This is a genomic window from Polyangiaceae bacterium (genome assembly GCA_015075635.1).
Classification (GTDB): Bacteria; Myxococcota_A; Polyangia; order Polyangiales; family Polyangiaceae; genus JADJKB01.
On sequence record JABTUA010000002.1, the window covers coordinates 1,128,289 to 1,152,466 of the forward strand.

Below are 24,178 nucleotides of genomic sequence, written 5' to 3' on the forward strand. Positions count from 1 at the left end.
GCGATCAGTGCTGAAGCGCGCTGGTCGCCTCGTCGGCGCGGGGGAACACGGGCGAGCGGACCAGGTGGTTGAGCAGCTCCAGCGTGCGGGTGCGTTGAGCGTCTGCCAGGTCTTCCCAGTCCGGATCCGACGCGCTCAGGTCGTAGAGCTCGGGCACGCCGCTCTCGAGCTGCACCACCAGCTTCGAGGTTCCAGCGGGGTCGATCACGCCGAGTCTCCGCGCTGAATCGTGGGTCCCGCTGTGCGCCAGGAGCGGGCGCCGTCGCTTGGGAGCTCCGGGCAGTAGGCGCGCGAGCAGGTCCTCGCCGTGATAACCCCGCATCGAGACCTCGGGCTCGAACCAGCGCGCCAGCGTAGGAGCGAGATCGACGAGCGACACCGGCGTGTCCACGACCCGGGGGGCGAGACCGGGGACTCGCAGCGCCAGCGGGACGCGCAGCAAGACGTCCCAGAGGAAGATCGAGTGCACCCAGAAACCTTCCCGGCCGACCCCCTCGCCGTGGTCCGAGAGAAAGACCACGATGGTGTCGTCGGCGAGGCCCAGCTGGTCCAGGCCGCGTAGAAAGCGTCCGAATTCGGCGTCGATGCCGCGCGCCACCACCGCGTATCGGAGCATCCCGGCACCCTCGGGCATGTCGTAGGTGCGAGCCATCTCCGCCACTCGCCTGTCGCTGAGCTCGCGCCAGTTGTGCAGGTCGAAGTGGAAGCTCCAGAGCAGGAACTTCTTGTCCTTGTTCTGCTTCATCCACTCGAGTGAGCGATCGACGACGCGGTCGGAGGCGGGTTGGTCGGCTCCGTATCCCCACACGTCCATCCGCACCGGCGCGAAGTCCTTCACGCCCAGCCGCTCGTCGAACCCGAACGCCGGCGCCTCCTTGTCCAGAAACTCGTGGGCCGATTGAGGGATCACCAAGCCGCGATGCCAGCCACGGCGGCGCGCCACCTCCAGGAAGTCGTTCTGCCCCTCCGGTCTGGCCAGGAGGGAGCCGCTGGTGATCGCCGGCAGCGAGCGCAGCGTGTCGGAGCCGGTGGCGTAGGCGCGGGTGAAGGACACGCTGCTCCGCAGGAACTCACTGACGTTGGGCATGACCTTGGGATCGGAGGCCACGTCGTACCGCAGCGTGTCTACGTAGAAGATCGCGACGTTCGGCTGTGGGATGCTTCTGCGCATCGCCGCGAGCGCTGCGCGCTCGGCCGGCGTCTCCGGCGGCGCCGCGTTCCAGATCGGATCGAGGGTCGTGCTCTCGATGTCGTAGTCCTCCTTCAGCCGAGCGATGCCGGAGGCTGAGCTGCCTCGCCACCCCGCCGGATCGGTCAGGTAGCTCTCCAGGGACTGGGCTCTGGAGAGCAGGCGCCCGGCGTAGATGGGTTCGACCCAGACGCCGCGCAGCTCGCGCTCCATCCAAGCTCTGGCTCCGCTCGCGGCTACCAGCACGAGCAGACACCCGAACGCCGCGACGGCGGCTGCCCGGACGCCCCAGCGCGGCAACCAGAGGGCTACGATCGAGAACGCCGCGAGCAGCAGCACCGCGGCCACCACCTCCAGCATCGTGTGCAGCCGGGCGTAGAGCGCCACGTACACCCGGAGATCGACCTGGGTGACGAGCACGGCGGCGACCGCCAAGAGCAGCGCGAACAGCGTGGGCCCGGCGCGGCGGCCGCTCTTGAAGCGACGTAGGGCGACGCTCAGAGAGAGGGCGAGCAGCGCTGCGCCGACTCCGACGCCGAGCATCAGCGCCCACGGCCCATGGCGCGCCATCTCCGTGGTCCGGACTCGGGCGCCGCCAAAGACCCAGAAGGCAGTGCCCGAGGAGAGCCCTGCTGCGGCGAGCCCGGCGAGGAGCGTTCGCAGCGCCAGCGCCAGGCGGGGGCGGCGTTCGGCGACGCGCCGGTGAAGCGCGTCCTCCAGCCCGATGAGCACGTGGGCGAAGCAGCCGGCCAACGCGGCCGCAGCCGAGTACAGAGCCAGCGCGGCGACGCAGTGGCCGAGGTCGGGGCTTCGTGCCCCGAGCGCTCGCCAGGTGACGTCGATCCCCGCGAACGCCAGGCCGACCAGGACGCAGATGCAGGCGGTGAGAAGCAGCGCGTCCACCTGCCGGGCGAGCACCGCGCGGCGTGCCAGCGCGCGATCGCGGGTCGCCGACGCCCGAGTGGAGTCGGGCTCTTCCGGTGCGCCCGCGAGACGCGGCAACGCGCGCGCACCGTCTGAGTACGAGGAGTCCGGCAAGGGCCCAGGATAGGCGGACTCATGCGTGCGTAGAAGCCTCCCCGGTCAAGCTTGTTCGTCGCCTGGAGCGCCGGGCGGTGGCGGCGGCCCATCGCCCACCGGTTCGTTCGGCGGCGGCTCCTGAGCGGCCGCTGCTTCCGTTCCCGCCGCGGGAGGGATCGGAGCCGACGCCTCCGCTGGCCCCTGCCGCGCGCCGCGACGGACGAGCGGGAAGCCGACGGCGAACACCAGGATCGAGGTGAACACCGCGGCGAACACCACCGTGGGCAGCTGCTCGGTGGAAGGCACGCCCGCAGCGGCGGGCAGCGTCGCCAGCACGCCCGCCGCCATGCCGCGCGGCAGAGAAACCATGACCAGCTTGCGGTCGGCGGGGCCGAAATCGGTCCCGACCATGGCGGCATGCACGGCGGGCACGCGCGCTGCGAGCATCGTGGCGCCCAGCAAGATACCGAAGGCGATCAGGCCTAAGGGAGGCCCCAGCATCGCCCCGATGAACGTGAAGAAGAACGACTTGATGATGAAGGTCATCTGGGTGTGGAAGCCTCGAACGTCTCGCCCGAGCCCGCGCTGATCCGTCAGGCCGACCTTGGCGCTGATCCCCTTGGCGTTGCCGACGATGACCGCGAAGGCGAGGATGCCGAGCGCCGCGCTGCCTCCCGCGTGATCGATCGCCACGTACAGCACGATCAACGACGAGAGCGTGATCGGGTAGGCGTGCTCGCTGTCGCGCAGGAATCGCAGCACCAAGAGCCAGGCGGCGCCCGAGACGGCTCCCATCCCAGCGCCGATCGCGAACGAGGTCAGGAGCGCGGCCGCCGGTGACTGCCCGGGCAAGGCGCTGGCGGCCAGGATGTCGATGAGGGCGCTGGCACCGACGACGCAAAAAGCGTCGGTGAAGGCCGACTCCAGCCCGACCAGGCTGGCGACGCGGGGGGCCACCTTCGCCTGCTGCATGGCAGGCATGATTATGATCGAGCTCGAGCCACCGAGGATCGCCCCGAGCAGGAGCCCGTGAGTCCAGCTCCACGTGCCCGGCAGCACTCCCACCAGGCGCGCGCCCATGCTGAGAAGGGTGACGGCCGCTACGGCGAGCCCGAAGCTCACGAGCGCGAGGAGCGCCGAGCGCGGCGCCGCGCGAGACACGTCCCCCAGGTCGAGCTTGCTCCCCCCTTCGAACAAGACCACGACCAGCGTCAGCGCGGCGAAGTAGGGCGCGATGTTGGTGAGCTGCTCGCGCGTGACGAAGTGCAGGATCGGACCCAGGAGGATACCGACCAAGATCAGCCAGATGACGTCCGGTACGCTGGTCCGGCGGAATACTGCCTCGCCCGCGGCACCGATCAGGAAGATCCCGGCGACGGCCAGAAGGAACGAAGCAACTCCCATGCGCAGCGATTGTCACCCAGACCGAGACGTACGGCCAGCAGACGTTGGCTCAGCGCGCGGCGCACCACTCCGTCAGCCGCGAGAGCCCCTCGACGAGACGAGGGGCCTGCTGGGCGACGAACCCCTCGTCGAGCTCGGACTCGGGCTCGAGCGCTCGGGCCGCGACGAGTGCCAGAGCTCCGTCGAAGTCCACGTAGGCCAAGCGCGCGGTGAGCTCTTCCGGCGGGCGTCCGAAGGCCAGACCCGGAAGCAGGGCCACGCCCGTCTCCAGGAGCAGCCGCTCGCACAGCTCCGTGCTGGTTTCGATCCCTCGCTCGCGAAGCCTCTGCCGGAGCGGGCCGAAGTCCGGAAACACGTAGAACCCTCCACACGGCTCGGCCACCTCGGCGCCGGCGCGCACGAGCTCGCGATGGACGAGCGCACCGAAAGCGCGGAGCACTCGCCGAGCGCTACGGAGGTACTGCTGGATTTCGGCTCCGACCTCGAAGGCGGTGACGGCCGCGTATTGGATCGGCGCGCTCGTCGAGGTGAAGGTTTCGCTCGCTACCGCCGCCATCGCCTCTCGAAGCCAGGCCAGGGTCGGCGGGAACGCGAAGGTGCCCAGTCGCCAGCCTCCAGCACCGCACCACTTGCTGAGACCGCTGCTGACGATGGTGCCCTCCGGGTAGAAGCGCGCCACGGATTCGTGGAGTCCCTGGTGGTGCAGCTCGCCGTAGATTTCGTCGCTCAGGAGCAGCGCGCGGTAGCGCCGGGCGACGGCGGCCAGCTCCTCCAGGCGACCGACGTCGTAGGTCTGTCCCGTGGGGTTCGCGGGGTAGTTCAGCACCACCAGCCGCGGCTTCTCCGGTTCGTCGCGGCAAACTCGATCGAGCTCGGCGGGCGTGAGCGGCCAGCCGTCCTCCGCGGTGGTGGGTACCCAGCGGATCGGGCGCCCGACGATCTGCGCCTGCGGCGCGTAAGACACCCAGCTCGGCGTCGGGATGACGAGGTCGCCGTAGAAGGTGAGCTGCAGAAGGAACATCAGCTCCTTCGACCCTGGGCCGACCAAGATGTCCTGGGCCGTGCGCTCGACGCCGCGCAGGCAGTAGTAGCGCGCCACTGCCTCGCGCAGCGCCGGCAGTCCCTCCACCGGCAGGTAGTCTTTCACCGGCGCGTGCTCCCGCAGCGCTGCGACGACGGGAGCGGGCACGGGGAACGGGCTCTGGCCGAGGCCGAAGCGATAGATGCGGTGTCCGGCGGCGGCGAGCTCTCGGCTGCGGGCGTCGATGGCGATCGTCGGCGAGCGCCCCAGGCCCCAGACATTGAGGTTCAGGTGAACCCCCGGCTTGCTCCCGTCCATCGGCTCACTCCCACTCCACGTGACCGAACACCACCGATCGCCGCCGATCGGGGACGCTATCACCCCAGGCCTGCTGGCGGTGAGTGCGGCGGATCTTGCGCAACTCCGACTCGAAGAAGAACTTCGACACGCCAAAAGCCGGCACGAGCTGGTCGAGCCAGGTCGCATCCGGGTCGAAGCGCGCGAAGAACGGCTTGCCCACCCAGTCGGGGTCGCGCGCCTGGAGGAACTTCAGCACGAAGACCTGCTCGCCCTGGACCTCCGCGACCCCATCGACCAGCACCTTTCCAGGGGTGGCGCTCATGGAGGGCCCGCGCACCGTGCGCGCTAGGCCGGAGACCAGGCGAAAAGCCTGATTGAAGATCTCGAGGCTCTTGGCGAGCGGCACCTCGAAGTAGTTCTTGGGCCCAGTGTCGCGCTCCACGAACATGTAATACGGCACCGCCCCGAGCTGGACCTGCAAGCGCCACATGTTGGCCCAGGTCCGGACCTTGTCGTTGACGTGACGCACGATCGGCGCCTGGCAGCGCACTACCGCGCCCGCTCGGCGCACGCGCTGAATCGCGGCTTGGGCGACCGGCGTCTCCAGCTCCCGCGGGTGAGTGTAGTGCCCCATGAGCGCGATGTGTCGGCCGGCGGCTCGCACCTCTTCGAACAACCGCAACAGGTCGTCGGCGTCCGGATCTGTGACGAAGCGGTACGGCCAATACCCGAGTGCCTTGGTCCCGATGCGGATGGAGGTGATGTGCTCGAGCTCTGGCGCGAGCAGGGGCTCCACGTAGCGGCGAAGCACCGAGGTCTTCATGATCAGAGGGTCACCACCCGTGAGGAGCACGCTCGAAACCTCTCGGTGTGCGAGCAAGTACGCGACCAGCCCCTCGACCTCCCGGCTCGCGAACTTCAGCTCGTCGATGCCGACGAACTGCGCCCAGCGAAAGCAATACGTGCAGTACGCATGACAAGTCTGGCCCTGACTGGGGAAGAACAGCACGGTCTCACGGTATTTGTGCTGCAAGCCCCGCAACGGCCGGCCGCCGACGCGCGGCACGTTCAGCTCGATCTGGCCCGCCGGGTGGGGATTCAACGAGCGCTGGATGCGACGCGCAGCAGCCTCGATCTGAGCCTCCGGTGCCCCCTTCCGCACCAGCTCGAGCATGCTCCGGAGCGCCTCCGGGTCGAGCATCCCCGGCTGCGGGAACGTCAGCTGGAAGATCGGATCGTCCGGGACCTTGCTCCAATCGATGAGCTCTTCGGCCACGTACTCGTTCACGCGGAACGGTAGGACCGCGGACACCGCCTTCATCTCCAGGCGTTGCTCCGCGCTCAGCCGCGCGAGCTCCGGCATTCGATCGATGTCGCCGCGCTGCAACGCGCGGTACTTGCGAGCGCGGATTCGGGCTCGGCCAGCCATCTCTCACCCAATGACACGCGCTCCTGGTGCTGTCAAAGCACCAGCCTCGGAAGATGGACGCAATGCTCAGACGACGGAGCCATCGGGCAGGAATCTGATCTCGTAGAGATCCGTGCGCCGGTCTGCCCAGTTGGTGGTGGTGCCGGTGTAGCGGTGTCGTCGCAGGAGCTCGAGATCCACGTCGTGCATGACGATGGTCTCCACGTTGGGCTGGCACTCGTCGGCCACCCCGTCGCGAGCGAAGGGGATGTCCACCGGCGTCAGGATGGCAGACTGCGCGTAGTGGATGTCCGCGTTCTCCACGTTCGGCAAGTTGCCCGTGCAACCTGCGATCACCACGTACAAGTGGTTCTCGATGGCCCGGGCCTGCGCACAGTGCCGGACCCGCAGGTACCCGTGGCGCCCCTCCGTGTTGAACGGAACGAACAGGATCTGAGCCCCGGACTTCGCGGCAACTCTGGCCAATTCCGGGAACTCCACGTCGTAGCAGACGTTGATGGCCACGCGCCCGCGATCGGTTTCGAAGACCTCGACCCGGCTGCCACCTTCCACGCCCCACCACTTGCGCTCCGAGGGGGTCACGTGAAGCTTGTACTGCTTGCCGAGCGTGCCGTTTCTACGAAACAGATAGGCGATGTTGAAGAGCCTGCCATGTTCGATGCTGAACAGGCTGCCTCCGACGATGTTCACGTCGTGCTTGATGGCCAGCGCCGTCATCAGCTCGAGGTACCTGGGCGTGAAATCCGCGAGCTTTCTCGCGGCCAGACCGGGGCGTTTGGATCTGGCCAACCCGAGCAGCTGCAGCGTGAAGAGCTCGGGGAACACCACGAAGTCGCAGCGGTAGTCGCTGGCGACGTCGACGAAGAACGCGACCTGCTGCGCGAAGTCCTCGAAGCTCGAGATCGCGCGCATCTTGTACTGCACCGCGCCGATGCGGACGCTCTGGACCGCGCGCAGGTTCCGTTGCTCGCTGGGACGGTAGTCGAGGTTCACCCACTCCATGTGGGTGGCCCAGCCCGACGAGTCCTCGTCCGACGGCAGGTAATCCGGAATCAGTCGCTGCAGCACGAAGCCGTTGGCGACCTGAGTGGTCAACACCGGATCGACGAGCTCCTTGCGAACGACCCGGTCGCAGTACTGCTGCGCGGTGATCCGCTTGGCGTGCTCCCGATATCCCGGGATGCGACCTCCGATCACGATGCGGGCGAGGTTCAGGTCACGACAGAGCTGCTTGCGTGCCTCGTACAGGCGGCGCGCGAGCTTCATCCCACGAAACTGGGGGTGCACCATGATCTCGATGCCGTACAGGGTGTCGCCCTTCGGGTCGTGATTGCGGATGAAACCGCTGTCGGACAGCTTCATCCAATCGTGCCACTCGCTGTACATGTCGAAGTCCACGATGAGGCTGGACGACGACGCCACGAGCGCCTGGTTCACGGTCACACCCAGCTGACCCTCCGGGAAGGTCGTCAGCTGGCTCTCGAACTGCTCGCGCGACCACGGCTTCATGCTCGGGAAGCAGGCGAGCTGAAGGGCGACGACGCTGTCGTAGTCGCGCGCTCGCAGGCGGCGCACGCGGACTTTCTTTTCGAAGCTAGCCAGGTCCAGTTTGTTCGCCATGTCTTTCACCTGTCATGAGGCTCGCGCCTCGGCGTAGCGGTCGCCGCACGTGCAGAGCAGCGCAGGACGTCGTCAGGAAACTTGGATGTCATCACGGAGAGGTAGGGACGTCGACCGCCCGGAGCCACCCCCAGCTGGTGCTTGGGTGGCGCCCACGCTGCGCGCGCTCAGATCCCAGCTCTAGCCAGCTCCGGCGCGCACCGCAGCACGAACCTCCGAACGGCATCGCGCTCGTCGCTCGTCAGGCCGAACAGCCCGAACACCAACCCGTCGAGCTCTGGCCGTAGGCCCGCCACCGAGCTGTCCGCGGATGCGCGCCGAGTGAGCCCTTCGAGCGCCCGAAACGCGCCCGGGTCGTGCGGCGGCCGCGGCAGCGCGCGCAGGTGCCCGACCTTGACCTGAGGGAACACCGCCTGGCGTGCGTCTCGCCGCAGCGCCAGGTGCAGCGCGCGGTAGAGCGTGCTGTTCAAGAGCGCGACGGCCAGCGCGGGTGAGATCTCTTCGTGCTCGAAGCCCGCGAGCAGCGTGTTGCGGAATGGCAGCCCGTCGTGGAGCGCCGCGATGGGGTACTTGGCGGTCTGGCGCACGACGAAGCGCGCGCGCAGGTACTGCTCTCTGGAGCGCACCCGGCAGCGCGCTCGCGCCAGCGCGCCGGGGTCGGGGTTCAGGAACAGCTTCGGCGGCGCGGCGCGAAACTCGCTGACGCGCTTGCCCTCGAGCAAGGGCAACGTATGCCGCTCGTCGGGCGCGTCGGCCCGCAAGAACAGCGTCTTCGCGACGTCGCCCGCGCTCTGGAAGCCGAGCTCTCCGAACAGCTCGCGCGGCAGGCTCGGCAGACTGGCGATGCGCGTCAGCACCTCCGGCGCCTGGACCTCGCTGGCCGCGCCGCGGGCGCGTTGCCGCTCGACGAGCCGGAACGGGCGGCCATCTTCGGCGCCGCCGCCGGGCGAAGCGACCAGCGCGAAGCACGGCTGCGTGACACCCTCGAACGCGTCCTGCCCGAGCTCTAGCAGCGGCTCGCAGGGCGCGTGCGTGGCGCCGAGCGCTCGGCGCACGGGGCGGTAGCCTTCCAGATCGGCGAGCGGGCTGGGCACGATCAGCGCGAGCACTCCGTTTGGCGCGAGCTCGGCCGCGCGCTCCACGAACAAGCCGTGCAACGTGGGGTAACCGCGGAACGCGCGGAAGCTCTCGCTCAGCCGGCGCCGCACGCTCGGCTCGAGCGGCTGCGCCGCGCGCCCCGCGTAAGCGACCCACGGAGGGTTGCCGATCACCAGCTCGAAGCCGCGCGCGCCCACGCCGGGGAGGCGCTGCTCCCAGCCGCGCTCGAGGGCGTCGAGGGCGAGCAAGCGCTCGCGGAGCGGCGTCGGGTCTAAGTCGGGCTCGCCACACCAGAGCCAGAGCGCAGCCTCCGCGACGGCCACGGCGAGCGGGCTCAGATCGGCGCCGTAGAGGCGAGTCTCGACGATCGCGCGCCGGCTACCCGCTCCCCGGCGCGCGAGCTCTTCGGCCGCCGCGAGCAGGAACGCACCTCCGCCCAGCGCGGGATCGCACACGCTGGCGGGCAGCGTGTCACCCCGAGCCGAGAGCGCAGCCCGCGTCACCTGAAGCGCAAGCGCGCCGGGCGTGAAGTAGCTACCGCTCCGCTTGCGCCCGCCCGCCTCGAGCAGCACCTCGTAGAGCTGACCGAGCGCGTCGGGCTCGGCTCGCGCGAAGTGCTCCTCCAGCGCTTCGAAGCCCTCGCGCTCGGGCGTCTGGAACAGCCGCAGGCGCAGCGACATCTCTCCGTCCAGGCCGCGGGCGCGCGCCAGTGCCAGCGCGGCGGCGCGCATCAGCGCCGGCAAACCCTCGCCCCGCGCGAGGCCGAGCTCGCCGAGCTTCCTGAGCTCGTTCCGGGAGAGGCTCACCGGCTCCGACTCTAGCGAGGCCGCTGCCGGATGGAAAGCGCCAGCCGCATCGCGCTCTGCATGCCTGACGGATCGGCCCTGCCCTGCCAGGCGATGTCGTAGGCGGTGCCGTGATCCACGCTGGTGCGCACCACGCCGAGGCCCATCGTCACGTTCACGGCGTCGCCGAACGACACCAGCTTGAGCGGGATGGTCGCCTGGTCGTGGTACATGGCGACCACTCCGTCGAAGTCGCCGGCGCGCGCCTTGCGATAGGCGCTCTCGGCACCCAGCGGGCCGCACAGCCGCGCCCGCCGGCCCAGCGAACGCGCGGCGCTCCGGATGCCCGGGACGATGGCGGTGCGCTCCTCCGTGCCCAGGAGCTCGCCCTCGCCAGCGTGCGGATTCAGCGAGCACACGGCGATGTGTGGTGCGCGCACTCCGAGCGCGGCGAGCAGGTCGGCGAGCGCGACGGCGGCCCGAGCCACGCCCGAGCGCGTGATGGCCTTGGGCACGCGCGCGAGCGGCAGGTGGGTCGTCACCAGACTGGTCACGAGCTCCCGCGAAGCGAAGCACATCACCGCGTGCGGGGCGCCGGCACGCTCCGCCAGGTGCTCGGTGTGGCCGCGAAAGCCCCGGGCCCCCGGCGCACCCGAACGCGCGATGGCCGCCTTGCTCACCGGCCCCGTCACGAGCGCGCTGCACACCCCCGCCTCCACGAGGCCGTAGGCCACGTCCACGTAGGCGAGCTGCGCCGCGCCGCTGCGACGGCTGGGGCGCCCCGGACGCCGATCTGCTGGCCCGAGCGCAGGCCCGACGTGGAGCAGGTGGATCTGGCCCTTCTTCGCGCGACGGGCGAAGGGCACCAGGCGGTCGCGGCTCACGCCGACGCGCTCTGCCGCCAGGAGCAGCGTCGCCGAGTCGCCCACCAGCACGCAGGGCTTGCCCAGCCGAGCCGCCGCCGCGACGGAGACCTCCGGTCCAACGCCCGCTGGGCAGCCCGTGCTCACGGCGATCATGCGTCCTCCGTGGAAGGCGGCGGCGGCGTGGAGTCACCGCTCACCGACTCGACACCCTCCGGCGCGCGCAGCTTGTAGCCGGACCCACGCAGCGTCTCGAGCGGCAACGCCTCACCCAGCTTCGCGCGCAGGCGGCGCACGTGGATGTCCACGGTACGCGGCCCGCCCTCGTAACGATTGCCCCAGACCCGAGCCAAGAGGTGCTCGCGGGTGTGAACGCGCCCGCGCCGCTCGCACAGGTACGCCAGCAGGGCGAACTCCTTGGCGGTCAGCGGCACGACTCGACCGTTCACGCTGACGCTGTGCGCCGCCTTGTCCACGATCAGCGTGCCGACCTTGAGCCGCTCGTCGGTCGAGAACTCGCTGCGTCGCCACTCGATGGCGCGAATGCGGGCGTACAGCTCCTCCGGCACGTACGGGTGGAGCACGAAGTCGTCGAAGCCGCTCGAGGGCTCGACGCGCGCGATTTGGCCCACGGTCAAGGCGATGAGCGCGCCCACGCCGTCGAAGGAGCTCTCCTTGCGCAGCGCCCGCAGGGCCACGACGGCTAGATCGGGTCGGTCGAGCGCCTCGAAGACGAAGGCGCGGGCGCAGACCCCGAGCTCCTCGTCGTCGTCGCGCACCAGGTTGAGCGGATCGTCCCACAGATCCAGCGTCCGCACCGTGGCCCCGAGCTGGCGTAGCGTGGCCGCGGCACCGTCTTCCCGCTCCAAGAGCGGGCCGTGACCGATCACCCCCACGAACGTCCGGGAGCGCCCGCCGACCGACTCAACCGATTTCGGTGCCACCGACGGTGATCTTCTGGATCTTGATGGTCGGGCAGCCGACCCCGACAGGCACGCTCTGGCCGTCCTTGCCGCAGGTCCAGATGCCGTCCGAGATGGCGACGTCGTTGCCCAGCATCGTCACGTCGCGCAGGGTCTCCGGGCCGTTGCCGATCAGGTTCACTCCCTTGAGCGGCGCGGTGAGCTTGCCGTCTTCGATCAGGTAGCTCTCGGTGAGCGAGAACACGAAGTCTCCATTCGAGATGTCCACCTGACCTCCGCCGAAGGTCTTGGCGAAGATGCCGCGCTTCACGCTGCGCACGATCTCCTCGGCGTCGTGGGGTCCGGCGAGCAGCACGGTGTTCGTCATGCGCGGCATGGGCACGCAAGCGAAGCTCTCGCGCCGGCCGTTGCCGCGGGGAGAGACCTTGAAATGCCGCGCAGACAGCCGATCTTGCATGTAGCCGCGCAAGACGCCGTCCTCTATGAGCACGCTCTTCTCCGGCTCGATCCCTTCGTCGTCCACGTTGATGGAGCCACGGCTCTGCAAGAACGTGGGGTCGTCCACCACCGTGCACAGCTCGCTGGCGACGGGCTTGCCCACCATGCCCGTGTAGTTGCTGGTGCCCTTGCGGTTGAAGTCGGCTTCGAGCCCGTGTCCGACGGCCTCGTGCAGCAAGATGCCGCTGTCGCCGGGGGCGAGCACGACCTCCATCTGTCCCGCCGGCGCCTGCTTGGCGCCCAGCATGGTGATGGCCTGCTTGGCGGCGCGCTCGGCGTGCCACTCCGGGCTCCGATCCTCGAAGTAGCCCAGCGTCATGCGCCCTCCGCCGCCGCTCGAGCCGGACTCCCGCTTGCCGTTCTCCTCCGCGATGGCTCGCACGCCGAACCGCAACAGGGGTTGCACGTCGTGGGCAAGCCGGCCGTCGCTGGTCGCGACGAGAATTTCCCGGATTTCTTCGGCGAAGGTCGCCTCCACCTTCAAGATGCGAGGGTCGAAGGCGTGCGCCGCACGGCTGGCGCGCTCCAGCAGCCGGCGCTTGTCCATGCCCGCGACGTCGATGCTCGGCACGTCGAGCTCGTAGCGGCTCGACAGCGAGAGCGGGTCCAAGCGCAGCGGAGGCGCCTTGCCATTCTCGTTGGCGATGCGGGCCGCGGTCTCGGCCGCCCGCTTCATCGCGTCCATGGTCAGATCTTCGGTGTGCGCGTAACCCGTCGCGTCGCCGCGCTGCACGCGCACGCCGAGGCCCATGCTCACCCCGCGGGAGGCGCTCTTGGTGATGCCCTCCTCGAAGACCAGGCCGCCGCCGGCCCGATACTCGAAGAACAGATCCGCGTAGTCGCCACCGCGTCCGAGGGCGATCGCGAGGAGCTTCCGACAGATCTCGGCGTCGATGGCGAGCGGTCCGCCGGCGGCGAACGGCGCGCGATAAGTGCTGCTGGCGGTCATGCTGGCGAGACGATGAAGCGGCTCGCGCCGAGCCGCAACCGGGGGCTGAACGCGTCTCCCGGGCCAAGAGTGGGGCCCACTCGCTCGAAATCCCACGCCAATTTGACGGTGACCGGCGCTATCGCGTACGATTTGGCGCTTCCATCCCCTGCCCGAGCGAGGCTGCCCGCTCCGGCGGAAGGCTCCAAGTGTCGGATCGCGAAAAACTACTGCAGAGCGCCCAGAAGTGGGTCGACAAGAAGCGGTACGACCGGGCCGTCGAAGACTACCTGAAGGTCGTTCAGCTCGACCCCAAGGACATGCGGACCTTGCTCAAGGTCGGCGACCTGCAGACTCGCATCCAGGCCTACGACCAGGCCATCGCCACCTACGATCGCGTGGGGCAGTTCTACGCGGAGCAGGGCTTCGCGCTCAAGGCCATCGCCGTCTACAAACAGATCCGCGAGGTCATCCGCAAGCACACGCCGCAGCTCACCGACCGCTACGCGTACATCGTGCCCAAGCTGGCGGAGATCTACACCCAGCTCGGCTTGACCAGCGACGCGCTGGCTGCCTGGGACGAGGTCGCCGCTCGGTACCAGCGCAACAACCTCGACCGGGACGCCATCGAGGTGTTCCAGAAGATGGTCTCGCTGGACTCGACCAACCCGCTGCCCTACCTGCGGCTCGCGGAGGCCTGTTGCCGGGTCCAGGATCTCGACGACGCCATCGAGGCGTTCTGGACCGCGGCCGAGCTCCTGCTCAAGCTCGACCGGCGCGAGGACGCGCTGAAGGTCATCGAGCGCATCCTCCATTTCAAGCCGGAGCCCAAATACGCGCGCATGGCCGCGCAGCTCTACCTGCAGAAGGGGCGGCGCGAGGACGGCTTGCAAGCCCTGGCCAAGCTGCAGATCGCCTTCCAAGTCGATCCGCGCGACCTCGACACGCTGGGGCTCCTGGCGCAGGCCTTCACCGTCATCGGGCAGGCCGACAAGGCCGTCGAGGTCTACAAGGAGATGGCGCGCATCTCCCGCGAGGCGGGGCGCCAAGATCTGTTCGACCAGCTGATCGCGCATTTGCAGCAGGTCGCGCCGGACGACGAGGGCGTGCGGGCGCTCTTGTCGATGGCGCCTTCCATGCCGCCGGCGCCGAGCCGAGAGCCTTCCAGCGTTCACGTCGGCGACGAAGACGTCGAGATCGTCGACGAAGAAGAGCACATTTCGCACGTCGAAGAGGTCGAGCCCGAAGAATACGAAGCGCCCTCCGAGGCGCCCTTCGCGCTTCAGCGCCCTAGCCGCCCCGAGATGCGGCCGTTCCAGGCCAGCTCTCCCGACGTGATCATCGCCGACGCGCAGGTGGACATCTCCGACGGTTACGCCGGCGCGGAGGACTTCGACGTCGAGGCCCACGTCAAGAAGGCACTGGTGGACTCCGAGGCGTTCCGAAAGCTGCGCCTCTACAGCAAGGCCCTCGAGACCCTGCAGATCGCGCTGGAGGTCAGCCCGGGAAGCCTCGACGTCCGCGAGAAGCTCCGCGAGCTGTTGCTCGAGTCGGGAGATCGCGACGCGGCGATCGGGGAGTCCGTCACGCTCGCCGCCATCTACCTGGAGCGCAACGATCTCGAACGCGCCGAGATGCTGCTCTACGACGTGATCGACTCGGAGCCGCAGCACCCGGTCGCGTTGGAGATGCTGGCGCAGATCCAGAGTGGCGGCGCGCCGGGACAAGCCTGGACGGCCGACAGCCCGACCGAGACGGTGTCCGCGGACTTCGTCGAGGAGCAGGGCAGCGTCGAGGTGGGCTACGCCTCGGCGCCGGCGTGGGACGAGTACCGCTCGCGCGGGCCGCTGCCGTCTTACGACCTGGAGGAGGTCAGCGCTTCCAGCGTGATGGCGAGCCCTCACCCGCTCCCCGATCCGGACGCGGCGTTCCGCATGGACGATCCCTTCGCGGTCTCCAGCGATCCCCAAGCCGCCGGCCCCCTTCCGAGCTTCCCGCTCGGCTCGGAGGACGACGCGCTGCTCGAGGACCTCGACCAGCCCGCGCACTACCCGGAAGAAGAGCCCGAGTACCTCGATGCCGAGCCCGAGCCCGAGTACGTGGAAGCGGAGGCGGACACGGACTCGGCTGGAGCCGGCTTCGACGAGGCCCAGCCCACCACGGTGGGGGAGGTCTCGCCAAGCCACGAGGCCATCGAGGAGGCGCTCGAGGAAGCGGAGTTCTTCGCCTCGCGAGGCCTCTACGACGACGCCAAGGCCATCGTGGCCGACCAACTCGCGCGGGCGCCTGGCCACCCGCTCCTCTTGGAACGCATGGCGGAGATCGAGCACATGCTCGCGGTGCCGACGCAGAGCGACGCGCTTCGCGATACCCGGAGGGGTACGGCCATCGAGCGTGCCGCCGTCGCCCCGGTGGCGGTCGCGACCGCAGAGCCCGAAGACCGCGCGTTCGACATCGCTGCGTCGCTCGAAGCCCTCGACAGCCTCGAGCCGGTCGCCGCGCCAGCGCCGGCGCCGAGCTCGCTGTCCGATCAGGACGTCGATCGGGTGTTCGAGAAGTTCAAGGCCGGCATCCGCGCGCAGGTCAGCGAGAACGACAGCGCGACGCACTACGACCTGGGCGTTGCGTACAAGGAGATGGGTCTCCTCCCCGACGCCATGAACGAGTTCGAGCTGGCCGCCCGCGACCCGAGCCGCGAGTGCATGTGCTACGCGATGATCGGCATGATCCGCCTCGAGCGCGGCGAGCTGGACCTCTCGGCGAAGGCCTACATCCGCGGCCTGGAGGCACAGCAGAAGACTCCGGATCAGGAGATGGCGCTGTTCTACGACCTGGCCAACGTCTACGAGATGAAGGGCGCGGCGAAAGACGCGCTCTTCTACTTCGAGAAGGTCGCCAAGAAGGACCCGCGCTACCGCGGCGTGACCGAGCGCATCGCGGCGCTGCAACCCGGCGCCCGTCCCGCCTCCGGCACCCGCGCGGTGAACGAGGAAGAAGACTTCGACCGCGTGTTCGACGACCTGTTCGAGTCGAAGGGCTAGCTCCCGGGGCGGGAACATCCCGTGCGCCGCAGCGCCTTGCGATGCGCGAAACGTCCATCCCGCGGACATCCCGTGCGTCGCAGCGCGTTCCGGGGTGCCGAGCGTCTTGCGCAGAATCCGCCGCGCTAACCGGTTCGACGCTCGAGCGCTTCGAGCAACTCGGCTACGTACCCGTCCCCCGAGAGCTCTGCCCGCGCCAGGCGCACGCCCTCCGCGAGCGGGCGACCCTTGTGCCACACGAGCCGGAACGCCCGCTCGAGTGCGGCGCGCGACGCGTCCGGCACCCCCATGCGCTCGAGCCCGACCGTGTTGAGCGCCCGCACGCGCGCGCGGTCGCCGGCCGCGATCACGAAGGGCGGGACGTCCTGCTCGACTCGCGCGCCGCCCGCCAAGAAGCAGCCGCGTCCGAGGCGCAGGAAGGGTTGGACCGCGACGTGACCGCCGCACACCACGTGCGCCTCGACGACGACGTGGCCGCCGAGCGTGGCCAGGTTGGTCAAGATCACGTCGTTGCCCACCGTACAGTCGTGCGCCACGTGCGCGCCCACCATGAACAGGCAGCGCGAGCCGATGCGCGTGACGCCGCCGCCCTTCTCGGTGCCGCGGTGCAGGGTCACTTGCTCGCGGATCTCGTTGTCGTCACCGAGCTCGAGCAGCGTCGGCTGGCCACGGTGGGACTTGTCTTGCGGCGGGGCGCCGAGCACGGCACCGGGGAAGACGCGGTTGCGCCGGCCGATGCGCGTGCCCGGACCGAGCAGGCTCACGTGCGCGACGAGCTCGCAGCCATCGCCGACGCGGACCCCGGCTGCGACGTGGCAGAACGGTCCCACCACGACGCCTTCTCCGAGCTCCGCGCCCGGCTCGACGACGGCGGATGGGTGCACGAACGTCACGGGATTACCCCGACCGATCCACGATCGACGCCAAGAGCTCTCCCTGCGCGCACAGCGTCCCTTCGACCGTCGCCTCACCGCGCAGCTTCCACACGTTCGTGCGGTGCTGCACCACCACGACCTCGAGGTCGAGTCGGTCTCCCGGTGTGACCGTGTGGCGGAACTTCGCCTTGTCGATGCCCAGGAAGTACATCAGGCTGCTGGTCGAGTCGAAGGGCTCGGAGGCGTAGGCGAGGATGCCGCCGATCTGCGCCAGCGCCTCGATGATCAGCACGCCCGGCATGATGGGGCGGCCGGGGAAGTGCCCGTTCGCCCAGGGCTCGTTGTAGCTGACGTTCTTGTGGCCTCGGATGCGCTTGCCGGGCTCGATGTCGGTGACGCGATCGACCAGCACGAACGGGTATCGATGCGGGAGGATCTCCAGGATCTTCTGGATGTCGAGGCTCGTGGCGCGCGCGCTCATCGGACGCGGGAGCCTGCCACGGGAGCCGCGAGCGGTACAGCCGTCAGCCGGACGAGCGCGAGAGCAGCCGCGCCATCGCCCTGAGCCAGCGCACGCGCGGCACCGCGGGAAAGCCGGCGACGGTCGCACCGGCGGCTACGTCGCCGATTACGCCGCTCTTGGCCGCGAGGCGCGCACCGGCTCCGACGCGCACGTGGTCCTTCACGCCGACCTGCCCGCCGACGAGCACGCCGGGCTCGAGCACGACGGATCCCGCGAAGCCCGACTGCGCGGCGATCAGGCAGCCGGCGCCGATCTCGACGTTGTGTCCGACGTGCACCTGCGCGTCGAGCTTCGCGCCACGGCCGACACGCGTCGGCGCGAGCGTGCCGGAGTCGATGCTCGAGAGCGCGCCGATCTCCACGTCGTCTTCCACCACGACGCCGCCGAGCTGGGGCATCCGGCGCAGGCGTCCATCCGGACCCGTGACCCAACCGAACCCCGGCCGGCCGACGACCGCGCCGGCGCCGACGGAGACGCGCGCGCCGATACCGACGTTCCCGTAGACCACCGCGTTCGGGCCGATGCTGGAGCCCGGGCCGACGCTCGCCCCGGGCAGGATCACCGCGCCGGCGCCGAGCTCGACGCTCGGGTCGATGGCCGCCGCCGGCGGCTCGTCCGCCGCCGCCTGCGCCGCGTCGAGCAACTCGGCGAGCACCCAGTCCGCGTGCTCGTGCCGCCAGCGATTCCCTGCGGGCAGCCGCGCGCCGAGCTCGCTGCTGCACAGGACCACGCCTGGACACTCGCGCGCGAGCGCCTCGAAGCGCGCCGAGGTGAAGAGCACGAGATCGGTGGCTGCCTCCGCCGCTCGAGGCACGACGACCCGATCGACGCTGCGCGCGTAGAGACCGGCGTCGAGCGTGCCGCCGAAGCTCGCACACAGCTCGGGGAGCCTCGAGCTCCGCGCGAGCCGGATGCCCTGGCTCACGGCTTGGGCGCGGCGGGCGCGGGTGCCGGCGCAGGTGCCGGTGCGGGCGCGGGTGCGGGCACCGCCGGTGCCTTGGCGCCGCCCTTGGCGCCGCCCTTGGTGTCGCCCTTGGTGTCGCCGATGCCCCCGCCCTGGTTGTACTGCTGGATCACGCGGTCCGTGAGATCGAGGTCGCTGCGGACGTACGGGACGGCCTGCTTGTCGAGCACGACATCGTAGCCGTCATTCGAAGCCAAACGCCGGATCAGGCCCATCGTCTTCTGGAAGATGGGCTGAGTGAGCTCGCCCTGCTTCTTCTGAAGCTCCTTGTTGTACTCCACGAACACGGTCTGGAGCTGCATCATCTCGCGCTGCCACTTCTCGACGCGCTTCTGCAGCGCCGCCTTGCTCAGCACGTTCTGCTGCTTCTCGATGTCCTCGCGTTCCTTCTGAAGATCCGTCTGCTTCTTGTCGAGCTCGTGCTGGCGCTTGTCGAAGAGCTTCTTCAACGTCGCCTGGGCTCGCAGGCCGTCTTCGGTCTCCATGATGGCGCGCTGCGTGTCGATGACCGCGATCTTGGTCTGTGCCAAGGCAGTGGCAGACGTGCCGAGGGCGGCCACGAACAGCGAGACGCTCAGGGCGAACCGAGTCGAAAGACGAAACATGCCGGGGGCATACGAAACGGCCGGGCTCAGGTCAAGAACCGGGGCCTCGCCAGCTCAAAGCAGCACGAAATCGTCGGCGTCGGCGGCTTCCTGAGCGACGATGCTCGAGGTCTCCTCGTCGCGCTTGATGGCGAGCTCGTACAGCTCCCCCAGGATGGCGGGGTGCTCCTTGATCAGCTCGAGGAAGCGCTCGCGGGGCAGGTGCAAGGTGACGGTGGGGCAGCCAGCGATCACGTCCGCGCTGGACGGGCGGCGCAGCACCAGCGCCACCTCGCCGACGACCTCTCCCACGCCCAGCTTCGCGATCAGGGTCGTGTCGTCGCCGTCGTGGTGCATCACCGCCACCTCCCCCGAGGCGATCAGGTGCAGCCCTTCGGAGGCGTGGCCCTGGTTGATCAGCACGTCCCCATCCTCGAAGGTCCGGGTCACGAAGCGCTCCACCAGCGCCGGGCGCTCGTTGGGCTTCACGGCGCTCAAGATGCTGCTGGTGCGCACCAAGTTCTCGACCATGCGCCGGCGGCAATGGTCCGCGAACACCTGCGCGACCTCGGGCTGCCGCGCCGCGATGGCGTCCAGCGCGTCCTTGCGCGCGACCAAGATGATGCTGGGGCGCGCCGCGACCACGCTGGCAGCGCGGGGCGCGCGCGACAAGAGCGCCATCTCGCCGAAGAGCGCGCCGTTGCCGAGCCGCGCCAGCAAGAGCGAGTCGTCGTGCTCGGTCTTGCGTCGCACCTCGAGCTCGCCCCGCGCGACGATGTACGCCTCGGCGCCGGGTGTGCCTTCTTCGATCAACACGGTGCCGGCAGCGACCGTCTTCACCTCGAACACGTCGAGCATCGCGCGCAGGTCTGCTCGGCCGAGCGCGCCGAACAGCGGCTGCGGCACCACCTTGGGGCGGTTCGGCTCCGCGGCGACGTCACGGGCGAGCAGCTGGCGCGCCTCGTGAATCAGCTCCTGGGCCTTGCCCAGCAGGGCCTTGCCGGACAGCGCCGCTGGCAGCGGCTGGAAAGCCTCCGCCGAGCGCGGCAGCTCTGGCGGTGAGGCGCCCTTGGAGAGCAACCGCGGCGAGCCCTTGCAGAACGTCTTCGCGATCGTGTCTAGGTGAGCCGCCGGATCGTGTCCCAGCGTCTCGAGGTCGCAACAGGCCGCCAGCGCGAGCGGCAGGTTGCCCATGTCGATGGCCCGCGCCACCGCGACCTCGAGCCCCTCGACCGCGACCTCGCGGCGCCCCGCCGCGGACAGCAGGCGTGCGGTGACCACCAGGCCGAGCGGACCGGCGGGCTCACTCTTCAAGAGCGCAGCAGCCCATCGCAGCGCGGGGTCGAGCTCGCCCCCGAGAGACAACGCCAGCGCGCGATCCGCGGGGCTATCTCCCTGCGGAGTGCCGGGGAGGCGGGGCGGCGCGGTCATCGGCTCGGAGCCTACCACGAACGGAAAAAAGGTCCGGAAAGCCGCGCCTCGGCACGCCCGTTCAGTCTTCGTCGTTCTCGCTCACGGGCGCGACCGGTTCCCGACCGCGCGACAGCGCGGCGCTCACGGCGTCCGCCGTGGCACCCACGAGCGGAACCACGCTCGGGTAGTCCATGCGCGTCGGTCCGATGACGCCGACGGCACCACCCGGGCGGCCGTCTTCGTGAATCGGCGCCGCGACGACGCTCATCGGATATCCGACGGCCTGGCTGGTCTCTTCGCCCAGGAAGACCTGTACCCGATCGGAGCTTAGGGCGCGGTCGAGAAGCATGATCAATCTCTCACGATCCTCGAGCACTCGCATCAGCTCTCGCAGCTCCTCGGTGCTGGCGAAGCCAGGTCGCCCGAGGAGGCGAGCCTGGCCTTCGACCACCACGTCCACCGCCCGCCCGACGCCCTCGATGGCAGCGTTGACCAGTGCCAGGCCGAGCTGGCGCAGCGCAGCCAGCTCGTCGCGGCCGTCCGCCAGCGCGCGGGCAAAGTGATCTCGTACCTCGACCAGGTTACGCCCGCCGATGCCCTCCTCCAGGGCGTTGTGCAGTCGCGTGAGCTCGCCCTCGGACAGCGGCGCCTCGAGACTGATGAAGCGATTCTCCACGGTCCCGTCCGAGAACACGATCACGCTCAGGAGCTCCGTGGCCCGGGTCGGTATGAACCGCACCTTGAGCACGGTGCGGGTCTCGATGCGCGGGCGCACCAGGATTGCGGCGGCCCCGGTCAAATCGGAGAGCAAACGACCGGTCTGGCGCAAGAGGTCGGGGCCGGCGTGGGGGTCGGAGAGCAGCTCCTCGATGCGGTGAGCCTCCTCTTCGGAGAGCTGGCGCACGCGCATCAACGCGTCGATGAACAACCGGAAGGCCTTCTCCGTCGGGACGCGCCCGGCGGATGTGTGCGGCTGCGCCAGATAACCGGCGTCCTCCAGATCCGCCAGCACGTTGCGAATGGTGGCCGCCGACAGCTCGAACCCGTACTTCTTCACCAAGGTCCGGCTGCCGACCGGCTCGCCCGTTGCGATGAACTCGGTCACCACGGAGTAGAGGATGGAGCGGGCGCGCTTGGGCAGGGGTTGGGTCACCAAGACCCAAGTTTCTTCGCGCTGGCAGGCCAGTCAATTCCCAGAACCGCGGCGGAAAGCTCGGCAAATCTCCGGCGCTTCCGTAAGTCCCGCAGCGCGCACGGCCCTCTGACAGCGAAATCCTTGACACTTTTCCGGCCGTTGCGGTTTGATCCACCACCGGCCGAATCCTCGACCGCGGGAGGACACCTTTGACGACCACGCTGCTGGCCATCGACGACAGCAAGACGATGCGAAAGGTGCTCGAGATCACCTTCTCGGGCGACACCTACCAGGTGCTGCTCGCGGAGAACTCGCAGCAAGCCCTCGAGAAGCTGCGCGCCGAGCGGCCGGCCCTCGCTCTCATCGACGCCAACCTCGGCTCCGCCGGCGGAGGCTACGACCTCTGCCAGCAGATCAAGCGGGAGGCTCCGGGCGTCGGGGTGCTGATCTTGTCGAGCAAGCAGCAGCCGTACGACAAGGCGCGGGGCGCCTCCGTGGGCGCTGACGAGTTCATGGACAAGCCGTTCGACACCCAGCAGCTCCTCGACAAGACGGGCGCCCTGGCTCGACGGCTCGCCGAGCAGCCCCCGGCCGCCGCGCGCCCAGCTCCGGCGCCGGCGCCGGCTCCCGCTCCCGCAGCGCCCATCGCCGCGGCGTCACCGCGCCCGCCGGTCGTCACGCCGCGCCCCGCGGCTCCCGCCATCGGCCCTGCCCCCGCGCGCCCGCACGTCCAGACCTTGGTCGGCGGACCCGCAGCGCCGGCGCCCGCCGCAGCGCCGGCTCCGCCACCGGCTCCAGCCCCTGCCGCAGCGCCCGCCGCTGCAGCCGCCGCAGCGACGGCCGGCAACGGTGAGTTCGCAGAGCGACTGGCGGGCCTCGGGCTCAGCAAGGAGCAGGTCGACGGCGTGCTCTCGCTCTCGCGAGAAGTGGTCGAGCAAATCGTGTGGGAGGTCGTTCCCACGCTGGCCGAGACGATCATCAAGGAAGAGATCCGCCGCCTCACGGCGGAGTGACCGTCCGAACGCTGTCCTGATCCCGGATGGCGTATCGCGACGAGAACCAGCATCTGCGCGCGCGCGTCGAAGAGCTCGAGGACGAGCTCGCGACGGCGAAGCAGCGCATTCAGACCCTCGAGGCGCCCGACCCGGGGGGCGAGAAGTCCCTTGGAGAGCGGCTGGCCGGCGCCAAGCTCCGCATCGTTCACGAGCAGGTGCTCGACGGTGAGCTCCCTGCGGACTCGCACGAGGAGCTGGTGGAGGTCCTGCGCCGCCGCTACAACGTGCTCGGCCAGGCCAGCAGCGTCGGCAAGAGCCTGGGCTGGTCCAACGCGATGCCGCAAGGCACCCGCGCCGTCGAGGTGAGCGTCAGCGCGAGGAACGGCAAGACCACGGTGCGCGGCGTGGAGCGCCTGGGCAACCTGGCCGGTGGGCTCTTCGGCGGCATCGTCGGCGGCGTCGGCGGCGGCGGCATGGCGCTGGTGGTGCCGCTGGTCCTGGCCCTGCGCTTCCCCGGGGCCCTCCCGGTGGCGATCGTGCTGTGGATCGCGCTGGTCTACGCGGTGGTTCGGGCCGCGTTCGCCCGCTTGGTGCAGGGTCGCGACCGCGAGCTCCGCGCGGCGCTCGACGAGGTGACGAGCGTCGCGCGCGAAAATATCGCGCGCGAGCGTCAGAAGAAGCTGCGCGTGGACGCCGACGAGCCCGCGGAGGAAGAAGAGGAGGCGGACGAGGCGCCCGAGCCCCGCCGTGCACGACGCAAGACGGGTGATTAGCATCGGGCGATGCCCGATCGCACTCTGGAAGAGCTGTGGGAGACGGCGCCGCGAGCGACCGAGCGCTTCGACCCCGTGCGCGTCGCAGCGCTGCCCGAAGGCGCAAGGCGCTACCTCTCGTACGCGATCGCCCCCGGGTCGCTCTTGCCCAGCGCGGCGCGCCTGACGATGCACGGCACAATCCGCCTGAAGGACTCCTGGGACGCGTTCGAAGCCGAGCAGGTCATCCGGTGGGATCGCGGCTTCGTCTGGCGCGCGCGGGTGAAGATGCACGGGCTGGTGGTCTCCGGCTTCGACCGGCTGGTGGACGGCGAGGGCATGATGCGTTGGAAGCTGTTCGGCCTGATCCCATTCGTGACCGCCGAGGGCGCGGAGATCTCCCGCTCCGCCGCCGGTCGCCTGCACGCCGAGGCCTGCTGGCTGCCCTCGGTGCTGCTCTCCGACGAGATCAGCTGGACCGATCTGGGCCAGAGACACGCCGGTCCGGTCGTGCGCGCGCACGGCGAGGAGACGCAGCTGGACTTCGAGCTCGACCAGCGAGGCGCGCTGATCGCCTGCCGCTTTCCACGCTGGGGCGATCAAGGCACGGGGAAGTTCCACTACGAGGACTTCGGCGGCTGGATCGACGAACGGCGCAGCTTCGCCGGACTGACCATCCCGACACGGATGCGCCTGGGCTGGTTCTTCGGCAGCGAGCGCTTCGAAGAGCCCGGCGGCGAGTTCTTCCGCGTCGGCGTGGACGGTGTCGAGTACCGCTGAGGAAGCTTCGCCGCCTGGACTCGTGTCATACTGCGCGC

The 24,178-nt window shown here is 69.6% G+C and carries 18 protein-coding genes and 1 pseudogene; 4 read left to right on the forward strand and 15 right to left on the reverse strand.

Going from position 1 to position 24,178, the window contains the following annotated elements; genetic code table 11:
• Window positions 1-4: 4 nt before the first annotated feature.
• The 9 genes from HS104_21430 to tldD all read right to left on the reverse strand — a co-directional run bounded on the left by HS104_21430 (window position 5) and on the right by tldD (window position 13,099).
• Complete coding sequence (locus HS104_21430; GenBank protein MBE7482530.1) at window positions 5-2,227, reverse strand: sulfatase-like hydrolase/transferase; 2,223 nt, start codon at window positions 2,225-2,227, stop codon at window positions 5-7.
• 45 nt (window positions 2,228-2,272) lie between these two features.
• Window positions 2,273-3,613: a cation:proton antiporter gene (locus HS104_21435; protein MBE7482531.1), complete on the reverse strand. Its 1,341-nt coding sequence runs from the start codon at window positions 3,611-3,613 to the stop codon at window positions 2,273-2,275.
• 49 nt (window positions 3,614-3,662) lie between these two features.
• Entirely contained in the window at window positions 3,663-4,952 is a 1,290-nt protein-coding gene (locus tag HS104_21440) for an aminotransferase class I/II-fold pyridoxal phosphate-dependent enzyme (GenBank protein ID MBE7482532.1), read from the reverse strand.
• Between the two features lie 4 nt (window positions 4,953-4,956).
• Complete coding sequence (locus tag HS104_21445; protein ID MBE7482533.1) at window positions 4,957-6,363, reverse strand: lysine 2,3-aminomutase; 1,407 nt, start codon at window positions 6,361-6,363, stop codon at window positions 4,957-4,959.
• A 66-nt stretch (window positions 6,364-6,429) separates the two neighbouring features.
• The gene (locus HS104_21450; protein ID MBE7482534.1) at window positions 6,430-7,983 is read right to left on the reverse strand and encodes a GNAT family N-acetyltransferase; all 1,554 of its coding nucleotides are present in this window, start codon (window positions 7,981-7,983) and stop codon (window positions 6,430-6,432) included.
• A gap of 167 nt (window positions 7,984-8,150) precedes the next feature.
• Window positions 8,151-9,887, reverse strand: coding sequence for an N-6 DNA methylase (locus HS104_21455; protein MBE7482535.1), 1,737 nt, complete (start codon window positions 9,885-9,887; stop codon window positions 8,151-8,153).
• An 11-nt stretch (window positions 9,888-9,898) separates the two neighbouring features.
• Window positions 9,899-10,885, reverse strand: a complete 987-nt coding sequence (gene pdxA / locus HS104_21460) for a 4-hydroxythreonine-4-phosphate dehydrogenase PdxA (GenBank protein ID MBE7482536.1) — start codon at window positions 10,883-10,885, stop codon at window positions 9,899-9,901.
• On the reverse strand, window positions 10,882-11,673 hold the full coding sequence (locus HS104_21465) for a response regulator transcription factor (protein MBE7482537.1): 792 nt from the start codon (window positions 11,671-11,673) through the stop codon (window positions 10,882-10,884). Before HS104_21465 ends, pdxA begins: the two co-directional genes overlap by 4 nt.
• Window positions 11,654-13,099: a metalloprotease TldD gene (gene tldD / locus HS104_21470; protein ID MBE7482538.1), complete on the reverse strand. Its 1,446-nt coding sequence runs from the start codon at window positions 13,097-13,099 to the stop codon at window positions 11,654-11,656. Before tldD ends, HS104_21465 begins: the two co-directional genes overlap by 20 nt.
• A gap of 188 nt (window positions 13,100-13,287) precedes the next feature.
• On the opposite strand from tldD, the gene HS104_21475 reads away from it, so the two are divergent.
• Window positions 13,288-16,119, forward strand: a complete 2,832-nt coding sequence (locus HS104_21475) for a tetratricopeptide repeat protein (protein MBE7482539.1) — start codon at window positions 13,288-13,290, stop codon at window positions 16,117-16,119.
• 125 nt (window positions 16,120-16,244) lie between these two features.
• Here HS104_21475 and lpxA read toward each other — a convergent pair whose 3' ends face one another.
• From lpxA to hrcA, 6 genes and pseudogenes are all read right to left on the reverse strand, one after another.
• Window positions 16,245-17,012 (reverse strand): acyl-ACP--UDP-N-acetylglucosamine O-acyltransferase, encoded by a 768-nt coding sequence (gene lpxA, locus HS104_21480; GenBank protein ID MBE7482540.1) that lies wholly within the window; start codon window positions 17,010-17,012, stop codon window positions 16,245-16,247.
• A gap of 4 nt (window positions 17,013-17,016) precedes the next feature.
• Window positions 17,017-17,475 carry a 3-hydroxyacyl-ACP dehydratase FabZ gene (gene fabZ / locus HS104_21485; GenBank protein ID MBE7482541.1) on the reverse strand — a complete coding sequence of 153 codons (459 nt, stop codon included), beginning with the start codon at window positions 17,473-17,475 and terminating at the stop codon, window positions 17,017-17,019.
• Between the two features lie 43 nt (window positions 17,476-17,518).
• On the reverse strand, window positions 17,519-18,442 hold the full coding sequence (locus HS104_21490; GenBank protein MBE7482542.1) for a UDP-3-O-(3-hydroxymyristoyl)glucosamine N-acyltransferase: 924 nt from the start codon (window positions 18,440-18,442) through the stop codon (window positions 17,519-17,521).
• Window positions 18,443-18,564: 122 nt separating this feature from the next.
• A pseudogene (locus HS104_21495) lies at window positions 18,565-19,086 on the reverse strand (OmpH family outer membrane protein).
• A 54-nt stretch (window positions 19,087-19,140) separates the two neighbouring features.
• Window positions 19,141-20,496: a cyclic nucleotide-binding domain-containing protein gene (locus HS104_21500; protein ID MBE7482543.1), complete on the reverse strand. Its 1,356-nt coding sequence runs from the start codon at window positions 20,494-20,496 to the stop codon at window positions 19,141-19,143.
• A gap of 61 nt (window positions 20,497-20,557) precedes the next feature.
• Window positions 20,558-21,619 carry a heat-inducible transcription repressor HrcA gene (hrcA, locus tag HS104_21505; protein ID MBE7482544.1) on the reverse strand — a complete coding sequence of 354 codons (1,062 nt, stop codon included), beginning with the start codon at window positions 21,617-21,619 and terminating at the stop codon, window positions 20,558-20,560.
• A 203-nt stretch (window positions 21,620-21,822) separates the two neighbouring features.
• On the opposite strand from hrcA, the gene HS104_21510 reads away from it, so the two are divergent.
• Genes HS104_21510 through HS104_21520 form a run of 3 tightly spaced genes read left to right on the forward strand, consistent with a single transcriptional unit; the run spans window position 21,823 to window position 24,140 of the window.
• Entirely contained in the window at window positions 21,823-22,626 is an 804-nt protein-coding gene (locus HS104_21510) for a response regulator (protein MBE7482545.1), read from the forward strand.
• 26 nt (window positions 22,627-22,652) lie between these two features.
• Window positions 22,653-23,381, forward strand: coding sequence for a hypothetical protein (locus HS104_21515; GenBank protein ID MBE7482546.1), 729 nt, complete (start codon window positions 22,653-22,655; stop codon window positions 23,379-23,381).
• 9 nt (window positions 23,382-23,390) lie between these two features.
• Window positions 23,391-24,140: a hypothetical protein gene (locus HS104_21520; protein ID MBE7482547.1), complete on the forward strand. Its 750-nt coding sequence runs from the start codon at window positions 23,391-23,393 to the stop codon at window positions 24,138-24,140.
• The last annotated feature ends 38 nt before the right edge of the window (window positions 24,141-24,178 follow it).